The organism is Pirellulales bacterium, assembly GCA_036499395.1.
Lineage (GTDB): Bacteria > Planctomycetota > Planctomycetia > Pirellulales > JACPPG01 > JACPPG01.
This window is the reverse complement of sequence record DASYDW010000133.1, coordinates 1-4741: the sequence shown is the minus strand read 5'-3', so window position 1 is coordinate 4741 and position 4741 is coordinate 1. Positions and strand designations below refer to the sequence as shown.

The window sequence follows — 4741 nt, the reverse complement described above, 5'->3', positions numbered from 1 at the left end:
TATCGACGTCATTCGACGCAAGACCGCCCGACTTTTCGAGGCCGGCGCGCAGATCGCCGCGGTGCTAAGCGATGCGGGCCCCGAAATCGAGGAATCTCTCGCCCGATTCGGCCGCCACATCGGCACCGCTTTTCAGCTGATTGACGATGCGCTTGATTACGAAGCGGATGAGGCCAGTTTGGGCAAGCATCTTGGAGATGATCTCGCCGAGGGCAAGCCCACCCTCCCTCTTATATATGCCATGCAACACGGCAGCGACGATGAGCGGGACATGATCAAACACGCCATCGAGCATGGTGGGTTGGACCGCCTCAAGGAGATCACCCGCGCCGTTGCAAGCCTGGGGGGGCTTGCGTACACTGCGCGCCTCGCTCAATGCGAGGCAGATCAGGCGCTTGCGGCCCTGGCCCCGCTCCCGGAAACGGCCTTCAAAGAGGGTTTGAGCGAGCTGGCGCGGTTCGCGGTGGCGCGAAAGAACTGATCGGTCGGCGCAAGGGGCGAGACCGGCGCCTGGTGCCGAGTGAAGCGCAAGGACGGCAGACGAGTTGTCGCAGATTTCGGGGTGTAGCTCAGCCTGGTAGAGCACTACGTTCGGGACGTAGGAGTCGCAGGTTCAAATCCTGTCACCCCGACCATTGATTTTACTAGAGAAAATTCCTATCAACTCGATGGGGGGCCGGTAAATTTGGCTCGGGGGGACTTTGGGGGCCCGAAAATACCTGCTCGCGACGGTATTCCAACAGTAAAAATCGGACGGACATTCTTAAGCCCTAATTTTCGCAATGCATGAGCAGATCTCGTGCGACCAGATACGGAAAACCGAGGTTTGATCTAGACCCGATGGCAGACATCGGAGTATCGCTCAGCTGCAGGGACAGGCTCAACGGATCGTTGGTGCGCATCATATAGTTCTCGAGCTGCCAAACAAACTCGTTAATCGAACCGATGACGCGCCGATTGGAGGCAACGGCGAACGACAGCGGCTGCATGGCGGCTAACTCGCGACTCACTATGTGCTCTGGCACGCGGAGCGCAGTCAGTAACTCGGCAACCGCGGCCTGGAAATTAGCTTCAATACTGTTGCGCAATTCCAGAGCCGGCATAAGCACGGTCAGCAAAGAGCGCTCGCTGGTTGCGAGCACGATCTGTTGACGCCCGAACCGGGCAAGGTGCACGTACCAATTGCCGAGTCGAGTGCTCGGCTTAACGGGCACTGGCAATTGCGCTGCCAGGTGCAGTCGGTCGCGAACCACTCTTGTACAACAAAGTGAAAGCATATCGATCCGTCGGGCGAAGGACGTCGGCCAGATCCAACCCACCCGAATATCAGTCCATAACCTCCCATGGGCCTGGAGAGAACCAGCGCCGCTGAAAAGGCTCAAGGCGCGCAGCCGAAATCGCCGGCGGCATGGCAAACTTTGCAATGTCGTCTATTACTTCCGCAAACCGACCGGACAGTTCAGTCTCACCGATGCGCCGAACAAACGCCTGCCATTGATTGCGATGACTATCCGCATCGAAATATATAGGCCTCAGCGCCGTTGGAAGTTCCGTTGGCAACGGAGTTTGTCGTCTGCCAAATGTAGCTGCGAAGGACTTGGCTAAAATTTTACCGTCGAAATCCACATTGCGTGAATAGACCCAAATATCATAAAAATCCTTGACGCGGCTATTTGCGAGATCAAGTTCCACCATCGCCTGAAATTTCTCCGCGATCACCGCTTCGATTGGGTACGCACGAATTTTAAGTGCCGGCTGATCGAGCAACGTGGGATATTCAATGATCCGCGGGCCCGGATAAACCGCATCTCCAGCTCCAAAGTCAATCTGGATACTGAGGCGAACGTTATCCATGCGACCGGCAACGCGAACGCGGGTCCCTAGATAGTTGGAGTCCTTCGCAATGTCTTCCGCTGCAATGCTGTTCGAGTCGAACTCGACGGCGTCCGCAGCACCATCAATTGCCAGGCAGTCGCGAACTAGCGCGATGAGGCTGTGGCGATCGGCGCTGCCTTGTCGAAGAAAATCAATGTCCATTGTTGGACGCGCGCGCGGTATGCCGGCTTGCCTCAGCAGCAACGCGCCTTTAAGCAACACGCTGTCGACATGCGCCGACTTCGACAATCGATAGAGAAAGCGTTCCATCGCATAAAACTGAAGCACCTGATTGAATGGGACGCGTTGTGCCTGCGCCTGATTGCGGAGCCGTGCGAGAACTGAGGCGACAATATTTTTCGTGGACGCGGTCAAGCGAGAGCCATCAGAAAGGGCTGCAGAACTCGCTCGACGCGCAGCAGCCGGGCGTAGCGAAGGAGATCTTTATTCGATACCTTTTTGCGTTCTCGGGCGAGGCGTAGAGCCTCGAGAGCGATATCGAGTCCGAGCTTATTTCGGAATTTGAAGCTATCCACAACGGCTCTGGCTGGGTTGTAGATACGCACGCGTGCACCGCCCAGATCGTGAATCTCAAGACCAATCTCGAATGTTTTGGGATCAAAGCGAAAGACTTGCACCGGCAGTGGATCGAGCTTTATTTTGGAATAGGCACCGCGTGGTACTGCAAGCTGAACTGCTGCCGGAATTTGCGTCGTGATGTCGTGAAAGACGAGTGCTGAAACAAGACATACGGCTGCGCCGGGGGCGCGTGCCGCGACTACTGCTAGGTCCGGGTTGCTGGATTCGGGTTCGTCAGCAAGTTTATATAGCCCGCGTGAGAGCACAGTAATTCGCCCGGCATCGCGCAGAAAGTAGAGCGTTTCGGGGTGGATACCGTATTCGAGCGCCTCTCGCGTTCGAAGTGTCCCCCCTCGTTGGCGGAATTGCTGAATTGCAGCGGATACGTCGCGGGATCTGGGCATGCGGATAATAATAGCACCACTTATTATTAAATGGTAACTTTTTTATCCAGTACAAGACCGCAACGAGCATTTGTGCCGGATCCAGCTACGTTCGGGACGTAGGAGTCGCAGGTTCAAATCCTGTCACCCCGACCATTGATTTTACTTATATTTCTTTCGTCGCGAATTGCCTGGGGTCCATGCGTTACCCTACGCTGGGGTCCAATTGTGGTCCAATTTCCGTGGCACCTTCTAAACGCAAACGCTGCACGTGCGCACCGAACGCGGTTGCGCATCAGCCCTGGTGACAGCCGAATTGCTGCAGAACTCACCTGCCGTGAAGTCGGTCTCTTATCCATTGCTGGCGTCCCATCCGGATTTTGAGGTTGCATCCCGCCAGATGTCGGCCGGCGGCGGGGTCGTGTCGTTCTTGCTCAAGGGCGGTGCCACAGCGGCTCGACGGCTGCTCGACTCCGCCTCATTCCTGGACATGTTCAACCATTTTCAGTTGGCCCGAAGAGTCGCCATTCGAACGCGTGCGATGAGCCCTCAATACCGAATCTATAGCCCGTAACATGCCATCGACAGGCGCCCCGCACAATCGTTCTATACCCGGATGTAATCCCCAACCAGAGTAGTTGGTATGACTTTCAGGGAATCCTTCGTTAGGCGGAGCATACGGTGTGCTCGCGAGCGTGCGCCTTACGGGAACTACAGGTGCTACCAGTGTCCGACCGTTCAAGCCGAGAGAGCTTTCAAGGCGCAAAGCGATTGCTACCAGATCAGCGGTGGCGCGGCCAGCATGTAGGAATGATCACGGTATTGAATCTGCGTGAAACGTTGTGATAGCGGAATGGCACTTGGCATTTACTCAAAAGGTACCTTTATGCACATTGGGCTTATCGGCGGTATTGGACCCGCGGCAACCGATTACTACCATCGCGGACTCATATCGCGAAACATCAGTGCAGGCACAAAGTTGGATCTTACGATCGCCCACGCCGACACGCGGGAACTGGTTCAAAACCTTGCAGCAGGTGCCGCTCAGCAACAAGCCGAGATCTTCGCGTCACTGATTCGACGTTTGGCGGTGGCGGGCGCGCAAGCGGTAGCCGTTACGTCAATGAGCGGGCAATTTTGCGTACGGGAATTAGAGGCCATCTCGCCTCTTCCGATCTTAAAGTTGATTCCGGTTGTTGCCGCTGCTATTCAACAGAGAAATTTCAAAAAGGTCGGCATCCTGGGCACCCGAACTGTCATGGAAACTCACCTTTATGGAGGAATTCCCGCCACCGTGGAGTTTATTCTGCCCGAGGGGGAGGGGCTCGATCAGGTCCATAAGGCTTACGTCGATATGGCTATCTCCGGCCGCATCACTGACGCGCAACGCGAGGTATTCTTCTCGGTCGGTCGGTCCTTGTGCCAATCGCGTGGTGCGGATGCCGTCATCCTCGGAGGCACAGATCTGTTTCTAGCGTTCGAAGGGCACGATTACGGCTTCCCGGTCCTCGATTGCGGCGGAGTTCATATCGACGCTATTTATCGATATTCAGTTGGTAAATCCTAGAGACCAACGGGGATTCCTTCAGTCGACAACGAGGATGGGAGGCATTTCTTGCACATCATTCGACCACACAGATGAAGTCAACTGGGGTCAAGCCTCGTAGTCGTCAGCATCGCGCCGAAAATTCTGCGGTTCGAGTCGGCCTTGACGGATGTGTGGCCCGACAGCGCCTATCGGCAGATTGCGCTGCAGCGCCCGGGCGTATGGCGCGTCGAAAGATGCTTTGTCACGCGCGCCCCGCCGCCGTAGCCCAGTGGCTCGGCGCCAGACCCAAGCCTTTCTTAAATTGGCGGGTCATATGGCTCTGATCGGCAAACCCCGCCCGAAACGGGGCTTCCAC

At 56.1% G+C, this 4741-nt stretch carries 5 protein-coding genes and 1 tRNA gene; 3 read left to right on the top strand and 3 right to left on the bottom strand.

Features of this window, described 5'->3' with window-relative positions:
• Positions 1-481, top strand: a 481-nt coding sequence (locus VGN12_27500; GenBank protein ID HEY4313227.1) for a polyprenyl synthetase family protein, incomplete at its 5' end; no start/stop codon positions are given.
• A gap of 77 nt (positions 482-558) precedes the next feature.
• Positions 559-635 (top strand) — tRNA-Pro (locus tag VGN12_27495).
• A gap of 135 nt (positions 636-770) precedes the next feature.
• On the opposite strand, the gene VGN12_27490 is transcribed toward VGN12_27495, so the two are convergent.
• The 3 genes from VGN12_27490 to VGN12_27480 are packed head-to-tail and all read right to left on the bottom strand — an operon-like array spanning position 771 to position 2858.
• Positions 771-1277 (bottom strand): hypothetical protein, encoded by a 507-nt coding sequence (locus VGN12_27490; protein HEY4313226.1) that lies wholly within the window; start codon positions 1275-1277, stop codon positions 771-773.
• A gap of 49 nt (positions 1278-1326) precedes the next feature.
• Positions 1327-2250: a nucleotidyl transferase AbiEii/AbiGii toxin family protein gene (locus VGN12_27485; GenBank protein HEY4313225.1), complete on the bottom strand. Its 924-nt coding sequence runs from the start codon at positions 2248-2250 to the stop codon at positions 1327-1329.
• Positions 2247-2858 (bottom strand): type IV toxin-antitoxin system AbiEi family antitoxin domain-containing protein, encoded by a 612-nt coding sequence (locus tag VGN12_27480; GenBank protein HEY4313224.1) that lies wholly within the window; start codon positions 2856-2858, stop codon positions 2247-2249. The genes VGN12_27485 and VGN12_27480 overlap by 4 nt, the downstream gene beginning before the upstream one ends.
• An 832-nt stretch (positions 2859-3690) precedes the next feature.
• On the opposite strand from VGN12_27480, the gene VGN12_27475 reads away from it, so the two are divergent.
• Entirely contained in the window at positions 3691-4404 is a 714-nt protein-coding gene (locus VGN12_27475) for an aspartate/glutamate racemase family protein (GenBank protein ID HEY4313223.1), read from the top strand.
• The last annotated feature ends 337 nt before the right edge of the window (positions 4405-4741 follow it).

What these genes read in the sequence shown, in the direction of transcription:
- VGN12_27490 (HEY4313226.1), bottom strand. Translation starts at nt 1,277, where the DNA reads ATGCTTTCACTTTGTTGTACAAGAGTGGTTCGCGACCGACTGCACCTG.
- VGN12_27480 (HEY4313224.1), bottom strand. Translation starts at nt 2,858, where the DNA reads ATGCCCAGATCCCGCGACGTATCCGCTGCAATTCAGCAATTCCGCCAA.
- VGN12_27475 (HEY4313223.1), top strand. Translation starts at nt 3,691, where the DNA reads ATGGCACTTGGCATTTACTCAAAAGGTACCTTTATGCACATTGGGCTT.